The following is a 15,629-nucleotide window of genomic DNA, read 5'->3' as shown; positions in this document are numbered from 1 at the left end:
GCACCCGGCGTTATGATCCCCGCGTCCTGAAATCGGAGCCTTGAATGACCGATACCGCCCCCACGGCAGCCCTGCTGATTATCGGCAACGAGATACTGTCCGGCCGGACCCAGGATGCCAACATGGCCTTCATCGCCAAGCATCTGGGCACGCTGGGCATCCGCTTCCGGGAGGCGCGGGTCGTGCCGGATGAAGAGGCGGAGATCGTGGCGGCGGTGAATGCGCTCCGCGCCCGCTACACCTACGTCTTCACGACGGGCGGCATCGGCCCCACCCATGACGATATCACCGCCGAATGCATCGCCAAGGCCTTTGGTCTGCCCCTGATCCGCAATGCGGAGGCCGTCCGCCGGCTGGAGCTGCATTATGCCGGCACGGGCATGCTGAACGAGGCGCGGTTGCGCATGGCCAACACGCCGGAAGGGGCCATCCTGATCGACAACCCCGTGTCGACGGCTCCCGGCTTTCAGATCGGCAATGTCTTCGTGATGGCGGGCGTGCCGATGATCATGCAGGCCATGCTGACCGGTATCGGCAACCGTCTGGTGGGCGGGCCGGTGGTGAAGACCAAATCGGTGGCGTCGGCTATTCCCGAGGGCAGCTTTGCCGACGCGCTGCGCGCCATCGCCGCCGATTATCCCGGCGTCGATATCGGCTCCTATCCCGCCTTCCGGCAGGGCAAGGTCTCCACCGCCCTGGTCCTGCGTTGCACCGATCCCGACCTGCTGGAGACGGTGACAGCGCTGGTGGCGGACATGTTGCGCGGACTGGGCGGCGACCCGATCATCATGGATGGCTATGGGGATCAATGACCTCATGGATGCCTTGACCAGACGGGGCCTGTTGGCGGGCACTTTGGCCGGACTGGTTATGGGGCGTCGTGCGCCGGCGCAGAGTGCGCTGCTTGTCTGCGGTATTATTGATGTCCCACCCTGGGTTATACGCGGTGGCAAAATGCCGGGTGCCGGGGTCGATATCGTGAACCGTATGGTTGCAGATAGCGGTATCCCGATTGATGTGAAACCGGCCCCCCATCCCAGGCTGTTGATGGAGTTACGCAGCGGGCAAATCGATCTGGTCGCCTTTGTACCGCAAGCGGAATTGGAGGAAGCCGGCCGATCCCTCGGGGAACTGGGCTTTGTAGAGATGGGCCTGACTATCCGTGCAGGACTTACCGTGACGAAGGTCGAGGATCTGGCGGGCCGCTCGGTGGGTATTGTTCGCGGAAGCGGTCTTGGGCCGCTGATTGAAATGATACCCCCCAGCGTTGAACGGATCACCGTTCGGGATGTCGCCCAAGGTTTGGATATGATCGCCGGTGGTCGTATCGATGCTTTTGTCGGCAGCCACCTAGCCAGCGAATGGCATATGCATCAGCACGATATGGATGCAAGACTGTTCGGACCGTTCTTCTCGATGGGGACTCAACCGATCATGCTCTATCTATCGCGGGCGCGGTCCTACCCAGACGAGATCGTTGATAGGCTGACGGTGGGAGTGGTTAATGTTCGGGAGAATTTCGACGCACTATGCCGCCCCTATCGCCGAAAAATATAAGGCGGGCCGCATGATCACGGCCCACCCCATTTGTAATGATCAATCCGCGTAAACCCCCGCTGCGGTGATGATCGGCTTCCAGCGGTCAATCTCCGTCACCACAAAATCGCCCAGCGCCTTGGGCGTGGCGCGAGCGTCGCTGACCGGCTCGGTGCCCAGCTCGTTGAAGCGCTGCTTCACTGTGTCGTCCTTCAGCGCGACTTTCAGCGCGTCGGACAGCTTCTTGGTCACGGCATCGGGCGTGCCCTTGGGCGCATAGATGCCGTGCCAGACGGCGACCTGCACCGCCGGCAGACCGGCTTCCTTGGTCGTCGGCAGGTCAGGCAGGGAGGAGACGCGGGTCGCAGTCGTCACGGCATAGGCCTTGATGGCCCCACCCTTGATCTGGCCCGTGGTATTGGTGGTCTGGTCGCACATCAGATCGACCTGACCGCCGACCAGATCATTCATGGCAGGCCCGGTGCCCTTGTACGGCACGGTGGTAAGGGCGGTGCCCAGCGCCTGCATGAACAGCATGCCGCACAGGTGGGAGGCGGCACCCACGCCGGCATTGGCCAGCGTCACCTTGTCCGGGTTGGCCTTCACATAGGCCACCAGTTCCTTCAGGTCCTTGGCCGGAAAATCCTTCTTGGCCACGATGGTCATGGGCACATCAGTGACCAGCCCCACGGGCGCGAAATCGGCCTTCGCATCATAAGGCAGCTTGCGGTACAGGGTGGCCGCCGTCGCCTGCCCGATATGGTGCAGCAGGATCGTGTAGCCATCGGGATCGGCCTTGGCCACGCGCGCCGCCCCGATGGTGCCGCCGGCCCCGCCAACATTCTCCACAATCACCTGCTGGCCCAGCGTCTTGCTCATCGACTGGGCGACGAGGCGGGCCACGGTGTCGGTCGGACCGCCGGCCGCGAAGGGGACGACCATGGTGACGGGACGAGTCGGGTAATCCTGGGCCTGGGCCGTGCCGGCCCCGATCAACAGGGCCGCCGCAAGGGCGATGGGTGCGAAGCGCATGGATCCTCCTGGGTTGGTCTTATGTGAACTGTTCCGGGATGGCGGAGGGGTCAATCCTCCTCGTGGAAAACCTCTTCGCGCCGCTTGCGCACCGATGGTAGCAGCACGATGGCGATCAGGATCAAGGCAATGACCAGCAGGCTGGCCGACAAAGGCCGCGTGACGAAGATCGACGGGTCGCCGCGCGCGATCAGGAAGGACCGGCGCAGATTCTCCTCCATCAGCGGGCCCAGCACAAAGGCCAGCAGCAGGGGGGCGGGTTCAAACCCATGCTTCAGCAGGAAGTAGCCGACACCGCCGAACAGGGCGACCAGCATCACCTCCACCCCCGATGAATTGATGGAATAGACCCCGATGCAGCAGAACATCAGGATGGCCGGAAACAGGATGCGGTAGGGCACCTTCAGCAGCCTGACCCAGACGCCGACCAAGGGCAGGTTGATGATGACCAGCATGGCATTGCCGATCCACATGCTGGCGATCATGCCCCAGAACAGGGTCGGGTTCTCATTCATCACCTGTGGGCCGGGCACGATGCCCTGAATGGTCATGGCGCCGACCATCATGGCCATGACGGCATTGGGCGGAATGCCCAGGGTCAGCAGGGGGATGAAGCTGGTCTGCGCGCCGGCATTATTGGCGCTTTCCGGTCCCGCCACGCCCTCAATCGCACCCTTGCCGAATCGCGACGGGGTCCTGGAGATTTTCTTCTCCAGCGTATAGCTGGCATAGGGTGCCAGAACGGCCCCATTGCCGGGCAGGATACCCAGGACCGACCCGATGCCGGTGGCACGCAGGATGGGCATGGCGCTCTGTTTGATATCAGCCCAGGTCGGCATCAGGCCCGTGATCTTGGCCCCCAGGACGGAGCGGTCGGCGGTCTTTTCCAGATTGCGCAGGATTTCGGCCACACCGAACAGGCCTACAGCCAAGGTCGTGAAATTGATCCCTTCGGCGATCTGCGGGATGCCGAAGGTCATGCGGGGTTCGCCCGTTTCGATATCCGACCCGACACAACCCAGCAGCAGCCCGACAATGATCATGGCCACGGCCTTCACCACCGATCCGCTGGCCAGCACGGTGGCACCGATCAGACCGACCAGCATCAGCGCGAAATATTCCGGCGGCCCGAAATTCTGCGCAAAGGCGGCCAACACAGGGCCGAACAGGGCCACGATGAAGGTGGCGACACAGCCCGCGAAGAAGGAGCCCAGGGCCGCGATGGCCAGCGCCGGCCCGGCCCGGCCCTTGCGCGCCATCTGATGCCCGTCCAGGGTCGTGACGACGGACGAGGTTTCGCCCGGCATATTGACCAGGATGGCCGTGGTGCTGCCGCCATATTGCGCGCCGTAATAGATACCGGCCAGCATGATCAGCGCGCCCAGCGGGTCCAGATAGAAGGTGATGGGCAGCAGGATGGCGATGGTGGCGATGGGACCCAGTCCCGGCAGCACACCGATCAACGTGCCGACCAGGGCGCCAATGAAGCACAGGCCCAGATTGATGGGCGTGGCCGCTGCCCCGAACCCCATGGCAAGGTTGGAAAACACATTATCCATGGCTCAGAACCTTGGCCAGAGGGGGAAGGGCAGGCCCAGGGCGAGCACGAACAGCCCGACCGCAAACAGGATCAGGGCGGTGCTGACCACCAGCAATTCCCGCCATTTCGTATCGGACGACGCGAAGGCTGCGATCCCGAACAGCAGGGCCGACGCGATGACCAGACCCAGCGGCCGGATGCTCAGCCCGAAGGCCAGGATGGCCCCCAGGATGGGCAGGGCCTGCCGCCAATGCAGCGGGTCCCGCGCGGGCCCGTCCAGCACCAGGGACCGGCCCGCGATGATCACGCCCATCAGGCCTGTCAGGCCGGCCAGCAATGTGGGGAAATATCCCGGTCCCATGCGCGACGCGGTGCCGAACTTCAGATCGCCGATCTGGCTGAAGGCCAGCAGGGACAGGAGGATGAGGGCGAGGCCGCCCACCAGATCCTGGGGGCTACGCACACGCATCGCGGCGCTCCCCAGCATGACGGTTGCTGCCGGTCACGGGTCGCCGCATGCGTCCATCCCTCCCCTGCTGTAACCTCCGGCTTCTCCGGGATTGCCGGGTGCCGAATGGTGGGCTTTTTGCCATGTGTGCAGAGTAAACCGGCCATGAACAGGGCGCAATGTCCGCCCGGAACCTTACGACCTTGGTCGTGGGGTCATCTCCGCCTCTACCTCCAGCCACAGGGCCTTGTCGGTCAGGGGTGTCTGGGCGGGCAGGTCGGGATTGGGCAGCTGGAAGATGCGCGCGCCTTGGAACCGGGTCAGGGGGAAGATCATGGCGGTCGCGGGATGTTCCTCCATGAAGCGGCGCAAAGCCCCGCCATAGGCCATCCGTTCCAGGCCGACCCGCATACGTTCAGCCAGCTCCGGCCGGTTGGGTGCCACGAACAGATACATGGGCAGCGGGTAGGTCAGCAGCAGCCGGTCATAGACGATGACATTTTTGTCGCCGATGGCATCCACTTCGCCATCAATCTCGTTCAAGGCGCGGGGAAGATAGTCGCAGCGGCCATCATGCAGGCCGGGATAGGCCATATCGATCCAGGTGAATTCCACCACCCGCAGGCCCGCGGCGCGCAGCACGACGGTATCGGGCCAGTAGGAACCCTGGCAGGCCTTCAGCTGCGACAGTTCCTCCAGCTTGGTGATCTTGTCGAATTCGGCCTTGCGGTCAGCCCGGATGACCAAGGCGCGCTGCCCCGTCAGTCCCATATCCAGGGGGATGCGGATGGGGGTTACGATCCCTTCGCGCAGATTGCTGGTGGTGGTCCAGAGCAGGTCCAACTTGTTATGGGCCAGTTGCGCCAGAAGCCGGGCCTGCGGCACATCCTCCGGCACCTTCTGCAACCGGGCTGGCCCATATTCCGCCTCCGTATCGGCCAGGATTTTCTCAATCAGGTCCAGGTAATAGGAGCGGACATTGTGACCGGCGGGGGAGGCGTTATGTTCGATGCGGTAGGTGCGAACCTCATTGTCCGCCGCCCAGCCCCCGGACGGCGTCAGTATTGCCAATGACAGCAGCAGACACCCCAGCCACCGCATGCATTCCCCCGTTCGCCTGTTTCTCAGGCTTATTGCATGCCCACGTATGACTATCAGGACACATCGGATTCGCCCTTTGAGCAAGTGGAAAACGCGATTTGTTTTCAACTGCTCACTAGGGGGAAACCAGCAGTCATATGATCCAGAAAGGCGCGGACGCGGGGCGACAGATGGCGTCCGGTCGGCCAGAGCAGATGGAACTGCCCCACTGCTTGGACCTGACTGCTGAGGATATCGACCAGCAGCCCCGCTTCCAGCAGCGGGCGGGCCACGAAGTCGGGTACGCAGGCGATCCCCAATCCATCGGCAGCCAGCATGGCACGCGCCTGCGCCGTGCCGGCGATCCCGGTGACGGGAAGGTCCGGCGGCGAGGTGTCGTCATCCGCGATCAGGGGCCAGGGCTCCGGTTTGCCCGTCACCGGGTGGCGATGATGCAGGCAGGCATGCCGGCAAAGGTTCGCCGGCGTCTGTGGTGTGCCCCGTTCCGCCAGATAGGCGGGCGACGCCACGATCTGGTGACGGAAACCGCCCAGCCGCCGGCCCATCAGCCGCGAATCGGCCAGCATTCCCGTGCGGATGGCCGCATCAAAACCCTCCTCGATCAGGTCGACCAACCGGTCGCTGGCGTCAATCTCCAGCATGATGTCGGGATAGGCCCGCATGAAGCCGGACAGCAGCGGCAGCAACGCCGTCTCCGCCACCGCCGGGATGGCGATGCGCAGGGGCCCGGCGGGGGTAGTGCGGGCGCCGGCCAGGGCCGCCTCTGCCGCCATCATTTCCGCCTGGATACGCTGGCAATGGTCCAGGAAAAGCTGGCCTTCCGGCGTCAGGGTGACACTGCGGGTGGAGCGGTGGAACAGCCGCGCGCCCAGCCGTTCCTCCAGCCGCGCCACTGCCTTGCCCACGGCGGATGATGACACGCCTGACAGCCGTCCCGCCTCCACGAAGCTGCGTGTCTGGGCCGCCTGCATGAACAGGTGAATGCCACCGAACCGATCCATAATCCGCAATCCGCTCCTATTACGGACAAATTCGTCCGCACTGTCACGAACCATAGCCGGTTTTGTTCAGCGCTGCCCGCCCTTATCCTGCCGCGCAGGCAAGGCACAGGATGGGTGTGATGGAGCAGGTGGTGGCGTTCGTTCTGGAACTGGACCGGTTGAAGGCGGTGACGCGCAAGGTGAAACCGTTGAGCCAGGATCGGTACGAGAATTCAGCCGAACATAGCTGGCACCTCGCGATGCTGGCCCTGGGCATGGCGCCCTATGCCGAACCCGGCACCGACATGGACCGGGTGATCCGCATGCTGCTGGTCCATGATATCGGGGAGATTGAGACGGGCGACACCCTGTTCTTCATCGAAGCAGGCCGACAGGAGCGCAAGGCGGCGGAGGAACAGGCCGTGGCCCGTATCCTGGGCCTGCTGCCCGATGGACAAGGGGCACCGCTGCTGGATCTGTGGCGGGAGTTTGAGGCAGGGCAGAGCCTTGAGGCGCGCTTCGCCCAGGCCATGGACCGCGCCGCCCCCGTCCTCTTGAACCTTGCCAATAATGGCCAGAGCTGGCGGGAAAACGGGGTACGCTATGAACAGGTGGTGGGCCGTGTCGGCCCCCCAATCGCCGCTGGATGCCCGGCACTGTGGGATCATATCGCGGGACGGCTGGATGCTGCCCGCGATGCGGGGTGGTTCGGGATGGGGTGAATCACCCCCTATACTTGCCCAGCTCCATCTTGCCGATCTGGTTGCGGTGGACCTCGTCCGGGCCGTCGGCGATGCGCAGGGTGCGGGCGCTGGCATAGGCCCAGGCCAGCGGGAAGTCGTCGCAGACGCCGCCGCCGCCATGCGCCTGGATAGCCATGTCGATGACCTGACAGGCGACATTAGGGGCCACGACCTTGATCATGGCGATCTGCGCCTTGGCCACCTTATTGCCCACTGTATCCATCATGTGGGCGGCCTGCAGGGTCAGCAGGCGGGCCTGATCAATGGCGATGCGGGCGTCCGCAATGCGTTCCAGCCAGATCGACTGTGCGGCCACCGGCTTGCCAAAGGCCACGCGGGTGGATAGCCGCTGACACATCAGTTCCAGGGCGCGTTCGGATGCCCCGATCAGGCGCATGCAATGGTGGATGCGGCCGGGACCCAGGCGGCCCTGCGCAATCTCAAACCCGCGCCCTTCGCCCAGCAGCAGGTTGCTGGCCGGCACACGCACATTCTCAAACAGCACCTCGGAATGGCCGTGCGGCGCGTCGTCATAGCCAAAGACGGGCAGGGGGCGCTTCACCGTCACGCCCGGCGTATCGGTGGGGACCAGGATCATGGATTGCTGACGGTGCCGGTCGGTGCCGTCCGGGTCGGTCTTGCCCATGACGATCATGATCTTGCAGCGCGTGTCGCTGGCTCCGCTGATCCACCATTTGCGGCCATTGATCACGTAATCGTCGCCGTCGCGGATGATGCGGGTGGCGATGTTGGTGGCATCAGAGGACGCAACTTCCGGCTCTGTCATGGCGAAGGCAGAGCGGATTTCACCGGCCAGCAGTGGTTTCAGCCAGCGTTCCTTGTGTTCGTCCGTGCCATAGCGGACCAGCACTTCCATATTGCCCGTGTCGGGGGCGGAGCAGTTGAACACCTCCGGCGCCCAATGGCTGCGTCCCATGATCTCGCACAGCGGCGCATATTCCAGGTTGGTCAGGCCGGCACCCAGGTCGCTTTCCGGCAGGAACAGGTTCCACAGGCCGGCTTGGCAGGCCTTGGCCTTCAGTTCCTCCAGCAACGGCACTGGCTTCCACCGCGTCGGCCCCTCGGCCACCTGCGCGGAAAGCGTCTTCTCGTTGGGGTAGATATAGGCGTCCATGAAGGCGGTGACCCGCTCATGCAAGTCACGGGCGCGGGGCGACATCTCGAATATGGCGGTCATGGCGATGGCTTTCAGTCAGGGGAGGGAGAGGGGAGGGGCAGTTAACCGACGCTCACCCGAACCCCTTCTTCCCTTCCGCCACCAGCCGCGTCAGCAGCGGTGCCGGCTCCCAATAGCCGCCATCGGCATCGCCCGCCGCGACCGCATCGGCATGGTAGCGGGTGATGTCGGCCAGGACATTATCCAGGCCCGACAGCTCTGCGAACTTCATGGGCCCGCCACGCCAGGGGGGGAAGCCGTAGCCATAGATATAGACAATGTCGATATCGCCGGCCCTCAGCGCCATGCCTTCTTCCAGGATCTTGGCCCCCTCATTCACCAGCGTATAGATCAGGCGCTTCGCAATCTCGTCATTGCTGAAGGTCCGGGGTGTGATGCCGCGTTCGGCGCGGTAGGCGTCGATCATGGCCGTCACTTCGGGGTCGGGCAGGGGGGTGCGGTTGCCGGGCTCATACCGGTACCAGCCGCGCCCGTTCTTCTGTCCCTTACGCGCCGGGTCGATGCGGTCGGACAGGGGGGTGCCATAGATCAGGCCGGCGGCCACGCGGCGGGCGCGGATGAAGGCCATGACGTCCAGCCCGGCCAGATCGCCCATGGCGAACGGCCCCATGGCCAGACCGAATTCCAGGGCGGCCTGATCCACCTGTTCGATGGACGCCCCTTCGATCACCAGACGCTGCGCCTCGGTCGCGTAATATTGCACCATGCGGTTGCCGACAAAGCCGTCGCAATTGCCGACCAGGACGCTGACCTTGCCGATCTGCTTGCCCACGGCCATGGCGGTGGCGATGACGTCCGGGGCCGTGTGCTTACCGCGCACCACCTCCAGCAGCTTCATCACATTGGCCGGGCTGAAGAAATGCATGCCGATGACATCGGCCGGGCGCTTCGTGTGGGCGGCGATGGCGTCCAGGTCAAGCGTGGAGGTGTTCGACGCCAGGATGGCACCCGGCTTCGCCACCGCGTCCAACTGGCGGAAGACCTTGGCCTTCACATCCGCATCCTCAAACACCGCTTCCACGATCAGGTCGGCATCGGCCAGATCGGCATAGTCAGTGGTGGGCTGGATCAGGGACAGGCGCTTGTCCATCTCCGCCTGCGTCAACTTGCCCTTGGCGACGGTACCGGCATAATTCTTGGCGATCACGCCCATGCCACGATCCAGTGCTGCCTGATCCAGGTCCAGCAGGCGGACCGGAATGCCGGCATTGGCGAAATTCATGGCGATGCCGCCGCCCATGGTGCCGCTGCCCAGCACGGCGACTTGACCGATCTTGCGCGCGGGCACGCTGGGCGGCACGTCGGGGATCTTCGTCACGGCGCGTTCGGCAAAGAACACATGGATCAGGGCCTTGGCCTGATCATGTGCCATGCACTGCATGAAAAGCTCGCGTTCCCGCGTCAGCCCCTCGTCGAACGGCAGGGTGAAGGCGGCTTCCACAGCATCGACGCAGCGTTGGGGCGCGAACTGGTTGCGGGCGGACTTGGCCAGCGCCGCCCTCGCCTCGTCAAACACGCTGCTGCCCCGGTCGGCGGCCAAGCCTTCCTCCCGGTCACGCGTGCGCTTATGCGGGCCGGCGGGCAGGGATGCGGCGAAGGGCAGGGCAATAGCCAGCGGGTCTGCCCCCTCGCCGACATGATCGACAATGCCCAACGCCTGGGCCTTGGCCGCTGGGATGAAGGCACCACTGGTAATCATCTCAATGGCGGTCTTGGCACCCACCAGCCGCGACAGGCGCTGGGTGCCGCCGCCGCCGGGCAGGATGCCCAGCTTCACCTCCGGCAGACCGACCAGCGCCTTGGGCACGGCCACACGGTAATGGCAGGACAAAGCCACCTCCAGCCCCCCGCCCAGGGCCGTGCCGTGCAGGGCCGCGATCACCGGCTTCGGCCCCGACTCGATCAGGGCGTTGACGTCGTTCAGGTCCGGCTCGCCCATGCCGCCCTTGATGAATTCGGCAATGTCGGCCCCGGCGATGAAGGTACGGCCAGCACCGACGATGACCAGCGCCGTCACATCGGGATCGTTGAACCCTTCGGTCACCCGGTCCCACAGGCCCTGGCGCACGGCCTGGGACAGGGCGTTCACGGGTGGGCTGTCCACGGTGACGATGCCGACCGCGCCCTGGCGGTCGTAACGGACGGGCGACTGGGTCATCTTGGCATTCCCCTTGATACCGGCGCGCAACCATGGCGCCCTGTTGTTCCTTGACACCATGCTAGTTTCAAACAACTGTTTAAGTCAATGCATGCCGGGATGGATAGCTTACGTTACGTCAGCCATGCGGGATGATGGGGTTACAGGATGGTTGGCGTCGGCCTATCGGACCGATAAAGTATGAACAGTCGTTTGATACGGACTCAAGAGGCCCCGGCAAGGGGTGGTTCAGGGCAAACTGGGGACGAAGCAGGATGAAGGCAGGGGCCGATATTGCCACCGACATGGAATCGACCGGCGGGCGTCAGGACACCAAGGAGGTGATCCTTGATGCGGCGGAAAAGCTGTTCGCGGAAAAAAGCTACTCCGCGGTGTCGCTGCGGGAGCTGACGCAGGCGGCGGGTGTCAATCTGGCCGCCGTGAATTACCATTTCGGGTCCAAGGATGCGCTGCTGATCGCCCTCTTCCGGCGCGGTGCCATTGAGCTGAACCGCGCCCGCGCCCGGCTTCTGCGTGAAGCCGAGGAACGGGCCGGCGGCGGCACCCCGCCCGTGCGGGAGATTGTGGCGGCCCTGGTGCTGCCGGCCATCCGCTATTCCTTCACCTCCACCCGGCTGGCGCTTTACAACCAGTTCGTGGCCTTTGCGCGCGGCGATGGCCCGCCGGAAGCGCGGGAGATGCTGGACAAAGAGGTGGGGCATTTGCAGCGCTTCGCCCTGTCCCTGGCCCGCGCCCTGCCGCACCTGCCGCAGCATGAGGTCTATTGGCGGCTGCATTTCGCCATGGGCGTGCAGCATTCGCTCTATACCGACATGAAACGTCTGGAAACGCTGTCGGGCGGCCTGTGCCAGCTGGATGATCTGGAGGCCGTGGCCGCCCGCGTCATCGATTATGTGACGGCGGGTTTGGAAGCGCCGTACACGGCAAAGGGGTGACGGGGTTTGTCGCATGCGGCCCATTGGGCCGCATGCGACATTCGTCCTTACAACAACGGCGCTGTCGCCTGTTCCAGCCACGCCAGATCATCGCCCGAGACCAGCGGCGACAATTCCGCCTTTACCCGCGCATGATAGGTGTTAAACCAGTCCCGTTCATCCGCAGTCAGCAGGTCGCGGTCCACCATGCGCCGGTCGATGGGGCAGACGGTCAGCGTCTCAAAGCCCAGCATGGGCCGCTCCGCACCCGGAATGGCCACCGGCACCACCAGTTCCAGATTCTCCATGCGCAGGCCATAGGACCCAGTCAGGTAATAGCCCGGCTCGTTAGAGAAGATCATGCCGGGCAGGATGGTGACGCTGTTCAGCTGCTTGCCGATACGCTGCGGCCCTTCATGCACTGACAGATAGCTGCCGATGCCATGGCCCGTGCCATGGTCATAATCCAGCCCGTACTGCCACAGGAACTGCCGGGCCAGACTGTCCAGCTGGCTGCCGGCGGTGCCGGCGGGGAAACGGGCGCGGTTCAGGGCGATATGGCCCTTCAGCACCAGGGTGAAATGCCGGCGCGCCTGTGGCCCGACATCACCGACGGCCAGGGTGCGGGTAATGTCGGTGGTGCCGTCCAGATACTGCCCGCCGCTGTCCAGCAGGAAGACGCTGTTATTCTCGATCCGGCGGTTGGTGGCTTCGGTTGCCCGGTAATGCACGATGGCGCCGTTGGGGCCAGCCCCGCTGATGGTCTCAAAGCTGGGACCCCGGAAGTCGGCAGCACCCTGGCGGGCCTTGTGCAGCTTTTCCACCACGGTCAGTTCGTCCAGCTCACCCTTTGGTGCCTCTGCATCGAACCAGCGCAGGAAGCGGACCAGGGCGGCACCATCGCGGCGGTGCGCGGCCTTGGCCCCCTCGATCTCGGTCGGGTTCTTCACGGCCTTGGGCAGGACGCAGGGATCACCACCCTGATCCAGCTTGGCCCCTGCCTGGGCCAGACGGTCCACCACCCAAAGGGCGGCGGTGCCGCCATCCAGGCGGACCTTGGCACCCTCTGCCCCCAGGGCGTCCAGCGCGCCGGCCAGTTCCTCGGGCGCGCGGATGGAAACCTGATTGCCCAGATGCTCCTCCAGACCCGGTGCCAGCTTGCGCCGATCCACGAACCAGTCGACATTGCCGTCGGCGCGGATGGTGGCAAAAGAAAGGGGCAGCGGCGTGCAGGGCACATCGGCCCCGCGCACATTCAACAGCCAGGCGATGCTGTCCGGCTGCGTCAGCACGGCGGCATCGGCCTTCAGCTTCGCCAGCGCCTGCGCGATGTCAGCACGCTTGTCAGACGCGGCACGGCCTGCGGCGGACAGCGGCTGGATATTGACCACGCCCAGCGGGGCGGGCGGCTGATCTTCCCAGACGGCATCAACCGGGCTGCCCTCGGTCGCCACCAGTTCTACGCCGGCGGGCGACAGGCTGGCGCGCATCTTGTCGGCCCAGGCGCCCGTATGCATCCAGGGATCAAAGCCCAGCTTGGCCCCCGCCGGCAGGTTGGCCGCTGCCCAGTCGCCGTGAAATTCCTCAATCAGGTGATGATAGCTGAACAGGCCCGGCGACACTTCCTGACGCGCCTGGATTGTGTAGCGGCCATCGATGAAGATCGCGGCCTTGTCCAGCAGCACGACAACCGCCCCCGCAGATCCGGTGAAGCCGCTGATCCAGGCCAGACGGCTGCCGCGCAGGGGCACATATTCACCCTGATATTCATCGGCGCGCGGCACCACGAACCCGTCGAGGCCCCGGCGCTTCAACTCGGCGCGAAGGGCTCCCAGACGGGCGGCGTGGTCGCCCTTGGCCGGATCGGCGGGCCGGTCGATGGTTGCGCGCAGGGCCGTCAGCTGCTCCGACGTCGCGTCCGACCGGCGGGCCGAAACAAGGTCCAGCCAGGCATCGGGCAGTTCGCCATCGGGCGCGGCATTGACCCCGGCGATCAGGTCCCGGATGGACGAAACCGACCGGTCAATCCCGTCGGTGCGCAACAGATCGGCCAGGACGGCGTCACCCTGGTAGGCAACAGTATGGAGGCTGACAGACACTTTATGGCTCCCGCGAGCTTTATTGGTGCCGCCACGCTAGTGCGGTGGGCGCTGGTGCGCAAGGGGCGGGGTGGGGTGCCGCCATCCCCGCCCATTGGCACCGGTCCATTACGCCGGCAAAGCGAGCCGAACGTTTGCCCGCTGTCCAGCCAGTCCTGGAGGCTTTATCCTGCTATTCGTTTCCATCCCGGTTGGTCGCAATGCCAACGCCCACTGGCGTCAAGGCATTGAACTGGACAAACTTGCTGATCTTGGGGTTGGTGTTCGCATATTCGCGGATGCGGGCGGCTGTCTTGGGCGCGACCGTTTTCAGATAATTCGGGTTGGTCAGATAGGCCCGGATCGCTTCCGTCATCAACTCGCGTTTGATGTCGTCGCCCTTGTATCCCATATGCTGGGGCTTCACCGGAGGGCCGTGCTCTTGCGGGTTGTTGAGGGTATTGTACACGGCTTCAAGTTCTTTGACCAACCCGTCGGTTGGGATGGTTCCGGCAATATCGTCTATAGCATGACCTACTTCGTGCGCGACAACACGCGGTCCAACCTTGTCGCCGAGATTGGGGTCAATACGGATGGCCTTTTCTTCTCCATAGCGGACGTAGCGCTCAGCATCTGATCCAATACGATTTCGGTCCGCTGTCAGTTCTATTGGGCGTCCTGTGAGTCCTTTCGCAACTGTTGCCATTGTTTCCGGATCGATTCTTTCATCCGGTCCCACGACCCGTCGTCCAGCCACGAAGGGTGCAGTGAGGGGTCTTCCTTCACGATCTGCATGGAGCGGGCTGCCTTCATCGTGGTCCGGTAAATTTTTGTTTCCATGAGGGTAATCCTCCGTGAAAGGCCGCTGCGGAACCGAAGGTGCATCATAGATGAACGCCTTTTTCTGAGCAAGACTGGTGCCTTCTGCTCGTTTGGCGAGATTGCCAGCAAATCCCGGAACAATTGGCAGAATCCCGAGTGCATTCGCGGCCGCGCCTTTGTAGTCCCCCTCATAAAGCGCCTTTCCAGTGTCAATGACCGACAACCCATCCCCAATGACCGGCGTCATTCCAAGCAAGTCGTAAGGTGTCAGAAGGGGGGCTTCGCCGGATGGCATGATGCGAACCTGCCGCGCCCAGTTTTCCTGATCCCTGAAACTGTCATATCCCATGTTGCGGTTGGTCAGGCGTGGGGGCTTCTTGCTGGCGCTGGTTGGCACCCGTTCTTCCAGGATGCGCATCGTTTCGCCATCGGGCAGAAGCTTTCCATCCACCCTGAGGTTATGAGCCTGTTGAAACTTACGGATATCCTTGTCCAGCCGTGCGCTGTGATAGCCGTTGGGACCTTCCTCGCCGTCAATATCGTGATAGCCGGCCTTGTTCAGCAGGACCTGAACCTTGGCGATGTCCGATCGCAGATTGTCACCGCCATTGCCGTTAACCGTTGCCTTCAGGCGGAAAGGCTGGCTTCCCAGCAAATCCTCCACCGGCTTGCCGTCACGCCAGGCCTGTTGAAAGGCAGGGAAGCGCTGGTCGTTGGCATCGTCAACCAAACGGGTTTGCCGGGCCTGCTGCTGCATACCGGCAAAACCAGCCCCTGGACCATCCTCGACCTCCGGTTCCTCATCGAACAGCGTGCGATATTCAGGCCTGCGCTGCCGTCCGCGCTTTTCATCCTCATCGTCGCCATCGAACCAGTCGCTGACCGTGTCGAGCAAAGACGTGAGGCCAGAGGTGAAGCCGAATGGATTGGGCATGGACACTGCTCCTTCGCTGCCGCTCCCACCTCCATGCCTAGGGCGGCTGCGGAAAGCGGAAACAAAAAAGCCCGGCGCGCAGGATGCGGCCGGGCGAAGGTGTGGAATTTATTCCTAAGCTCTTGTCAGAAAACCACACCCGCTG

General features: G+C 63.9%; 13 protein-coding genes. 4 read left to right on the top strand and 9 right to left on the bottom strand.

From position 1 onward, the window contains the following. Window positions 1–44 precede the first annotated feature (44 nt). Together ABC729_RS11350 and ABC729_RS11345 are read left to right on the top strand one after the other, a co-directional pair. Window positions 45–812 carry a competence/damage-inducible protein A gene (locus ABC729_RS11350; protein ID WP_495607682.1) on the top strand — a complete coding sequence of 256 codons (768 nt, stop codon included), beginning with the start codon at window positions 45–47 and terminating at the stop codon, window positions 810–812. Beyond that, window positions 799–1,557 carry a substrate-binding periplasmic protein gene (locus ABC729_RS11345; RefSeq protein WP_495607681.1) on the top strand — a complete coding sequence of 253 codons (759 nt, stop codon included), beginning with the start codon at window positions 799–801 and terminating at the stop codon, window positions 1,555–1,557. Before ABC729_RS11350 ends, ABC729_RS11345 begins: the two co-directional genes overlap by 14 nt. A 39-nt stretch (window positions 1,558–1,596) precedes the next feature. On the opposite strand, the gene ABC729_RS11340 is transcribed toward ABC729_RS11345, so the two are convergent. The 5 genes from ABC729_RS11340 to ABC729_RS11320 all read right to left on the bottom strand — a co-directional run bounded on the left by ABC729_RS11340 (window position 1,597) and on the right by ABC729_RS11320 (window position 6,658). After that, window positions 1,597–2,568, bottom strand: a complete 972-nt coding sequence (locus ABC729_RS11340) for a tripartite tricarboxylate transporter substrate binding protein BugD (protein WP_495607680.1) — start codon at window positions 2,566–2,568, stop codon at window positions 1,597–1,599. 50 nt (window positions 2,569–2,618) lie between these two features. Continuing rightward, on the bottom strand, window positions 2,619–4,127 hold the full coding sequence (locus tag ABC729_RS11335; protein WP_495607679.1) for a tripartite tricarboxylate transporter permease: 1,509 nt from the start codon (window positions 4,125–4,127) through the stop codon (window positions 2,619–2,621). 3 nt (window positions 4,128–4,130) lie between these two features. Beyond that, window positions 4,131–4,577, bottom strand: a complete 447-nt coding sequence (locus ABC729_RS11330) for a tripartite tricarboxylate transporter TctB family protein (protein WP_495607678.1) — start codon at window positions 4,575–4,577, stop codon at window positions 4,131–4,133. A 174-nt stretch (window positions 4,578–4,751) separates the two neighbouring features. Further along, entirely contained in the window at window positions 4,752–5,657 is a 906-nt protein-coding gene (locus ABC729_RS11325) for a hypothetical protein (RefSeq protein WP_495607677.1), read from the bottom strand. Between the two features lie 104 nt (window positions 5,658–5,761). Continuing rightward, on the bottom strand, window positions 5,762–6,658 hold the full coding sequence (locus ABC729_RS11320; RefSeq protein ID WP_495607676.1) for a LysR family transcriptional regulator: 897 nt from the start codon (window positions 6,656–6,658) through the stop codon (window positions 5,762–5,764). Between the two features lie 119 nt (window positions 6,659–6,777). Here ABC729_RS11320 and ABC729_RS11315 point away from each other — a divergent pair, with 119 nt between their 5' ends. Further along, window positions 6,778–7,359: an HD domain-containing protein gene (locus ABC729_RS11315; RefSeq protein WP_495607675.1), complete on the top strand. Its 582-nt coding sequence runs from the start codon at window positions 6,778–6,780 to the stop codon at window positions 7,357–7,359. A 1-nt stretch (window position 7,360) separates the two neighbouring features. On the opposite strand, the gene ABC729_RS11310 is transcribed toward ABC729_RS11315, so the two are convergent. Beyond that, the gene (locus ABC729_RS11310; RefSeq protein ID WP_495607674.1) at window positions 7,361–8,578 is read right to left on the bottom strand and encodes an acyl-CoA dehydrogenase family protein; all 1,218 of its coding nucleotides are present in this window, start codon (window positions 8,576–8,578) and stop codon (window positions 7,361–7,363) included. A gap of 52 nt (window positions 8,579–8,630) precedes the next feature. After that, the gene (locus tag ABC729_RS11305) at window positions 8,631–10,736 is read right to left on the bottom strand and encodes a 3-hydroxyacyl-CoA dehydrogenase NAD-binding domain-containing protein (RefSeq protein ID WP_495607673.1); all 2,106 of its coding nucleotides are present in this window, start codon (window positions 10,734–10,736) and stop codon (window positions 8,631–8,633) included. Window positions 10,737–10,990: 254 nt separating this feature from the next. Between ABC729_RS11305 and ABC729_RS11300 the strand changes: the two genes are divergently transcribed. Beyond that, window positions 10,991–11,671, top strand: coding sequence for a TetR/AcrR family transcriptional regulator (locus tag ABC729_RS11300; protein ID WP_495607672.1), 681 nt, complete (start codon window positions 10,991–10,993; stop codon window positions 11,669–11,671). Between the two features lie 47 nt (window positions 11,672–11,718). Here ABC729_RS11300 and ABC729_RS11295 read toward each other — a convergent pair whose 3' ends face one another. Beyond that, window positions 11,719–13,749: an aminopeptidase P family protein gene (locus ABC729_RS11295; protein ID WP_495607671.1), complete on the bottom strand. Its 2,031-nt coding sequence runs from the start codon at window positions 13,747–13,749 to the stop codon at window positions 11,719–11,721. A 172-nt stretch (window positions 13,750–13,921) separates the two neighbouring features. Next, window positions 13,922–15,484 carry a peptidoglycan-binding protein gene (locus tag ABC729_RS11290; RefSeq protein WP_495607670.1) on the bottom strand — a complete coding sequence of 521 codons (1,563 nt, stop codon included), beginning with the start codon at window positions 15,482–15,484 and terminating at the stop codon, window positions 13,922–13,924. Window positions 15,485–15,629: the final 145 nt, after the last annotated feature.

Source organism: Niveispirillum sp. CC-CTL257, assembly GCF_059489915.1.
Note: the sequence above shows the minus strand (reverse complement) of the source record. Positions and strands in the feature narration are given on the sequence as shown.

Coding starts and splice junctions, on each gene's coding strand:
- ABC729_RS11330 (WP_495607678.1), bottom strand. CDS start 4,577: ATGCGTGTGCGTAGCCCCCAGGATCTGGTGGGCGGCCTCGCCCTCATC.
- ABC729_RS11310 (WP_495607674.1), bottom strand. CDS start 8,578: ATGACCGCCATATTCGAGATGTCGCCCCGCGCCCGTGACTTGCATGAG.
- ABC729_RS11325 (WP_495607677.1), bottom strand. CDS start 5,657: ATGCGGTGGCTGGGGTGTCTGCTGCTGTCATTGGCAATACTGACGCCG.
- ABC729_RS11315 (WP_495607675.1), top strand. CDS start 6,778: ATGGAGCAGGTGGTGGCGTTCGTTCTGGAACTGGACCGGTTGAAGGCG.
- ABC729_RS11300 (WP_495607672.1), top strand. CDS start 10,991: ATGAAGGCAGGGGCCGATATTGCCACCGACATGGAATCGACCGGCGGG.
- ABC729_RS11305 (WP_495607673.1), bottom strand. CDS start 10,736: ATGACCCAGTCGCCCGTCCGTTACGACCGCCAGGGCGCGGTCGGCATC.
- ABC729_RS11335 (WP_495607679.1), bottom strand. CDS start 4,127: ATGGATAATGTGTTTTCCAACCTTGCCATGGGGTTCGGGGCAGCGGCC.
- ABC729_RS11290 (WP_495607670.1), bottom strand. CDS start 15,484: ATGCCCAATCCATTCGGCTTCACCTCTGGCCTCACGTCTTTGCTCGAC.
- ABC729_RS11320 (WP_495607676.1), bottom strand. CDS start 6,658: ATGGATCGGTTCGGTGGCATTCACCTGTTCATGCAGGCGGCCCAGACA.
- ABC729_RS11345 (WP_495607681.1), top strand. CDS start 799: ATGGGGATCAATGACCTCATGGATGCCTTGACCAGACGGGGCCTGTTG.
- ABC729_RS11350 (WP_495607682.1), top strand. CDS start 45: ATGACCGATACCGCCCCCACGGCAGCCCTGCTGATTATCGGCAACGAG.
- ABC729_RS11340 (WP_495607680.1), bottom strand. CDS start 2,568: ATGCGCTTCGCACCCATCGCCCTTGCGGCGGCCCTGTTGATCGGGGCC.